The organism is Noviherbaspirillum sp. ST9, assembly GCF_048799745.1.
In the GTDB taxonomy this organism is placed as follows: domain Bacteria; phylum Pseudomonadota; class Gammaproteobacteria; order Burkholderiales; family Burkholderiaceae_D; genus Noviherbaspirillum.
Window position 1 is genome coordinate 1 of the sequence record NZ_JBLWFR010000056.1, and the last position, 798, is coordinate 798.

A 798-nucleotide genomic window follows, 5' to 3' on the forward strand; every position below is an offset into this window, starting at 1 on the left:
ACCGCAGCCCGCTCGACCAGGTTCAGTCTTCGCAGGAAAACGGCCATGCGTTCGCGGCCTTGCAGGCGCTTGCGCCGTTGCAGCGCCGCCTGATCGTCGCGGCCTATGTTCGTGGCGAAAGCCGCGATCAACTCGCGCAGCGCTTCGGCGCTCCCGCCAACACCATCAAGACCTGGCTGCGGCGCGCCCTCATGGACGTGCGCGCGACGCTCGAGCGCCCGCACGGCAACCGTCAGACCGCCGCCTGATGGACCCTGCCCGCGCGCGCGTCGATCGGGAGCGCGTAGCGTGCTCGCCGATACGCCTTCGCCATCATCAAGTTTCAGCTGCCGGTCCCAATTTTTTATCGCGCGTTTCTTGAATCGCACTGAAACAAACTCTCGGACGCTCTGTACTTCGAAGCACGAGACACGCGATGCCGACCCGGCTCACGCCAATCTCGCTACAACCATCAATCCAGACACAGGAGACTACTTTGAACAAGTTCGGCAAAATTCTTCTTGCGGCCGCGATCGGCGCTACCTCGCTGAGCAGCATTGCGGTGATCAACGCGTACGCCAACGAAAAGACCGTGATGGTCGGCGGCGCGCCGATGTATCCCTCCAAGAACATCATCCAGAACGCGGTGAACTCGAAGGATCACACCACGCTGGTCGCCGCGGTGAAGGCCGCCGGTCTCGTCGAGACGCTCGAAGGCAAGGGTCCCTTCACCGTATTCGCGCCGACCAACACTGCGTTCGGCAAGCTGCCGGCCGGTACCGTCGACACCCTGGTGAAGCCCGAGAACAAGGCGACCCT

General features: G+C 62.9%; 2 protein-coding genes. Both read left to right on the forward strand.

All coding sequences use genetic code 11. The features are described 5' to 3' along the window. Positions 1-248: sigma factor-like helix-turn-helix DNA-binding protein (locus ACNOHI_RS24700; RefSeq protein ID WP_420477379.1), on the forward strand; the 248-nt coding region annotated here is incomplete at its 5' end. A gap of 263 nt (positions 249-511) precedes the next feature. Continuing rightward, the coding region (locus ACNOHI_RS24705; protein WP_420477380.1) for a fasciclin domain-containing protein at positions 512-798 on the forward strand (287 nt) is incomplete at its 3' end.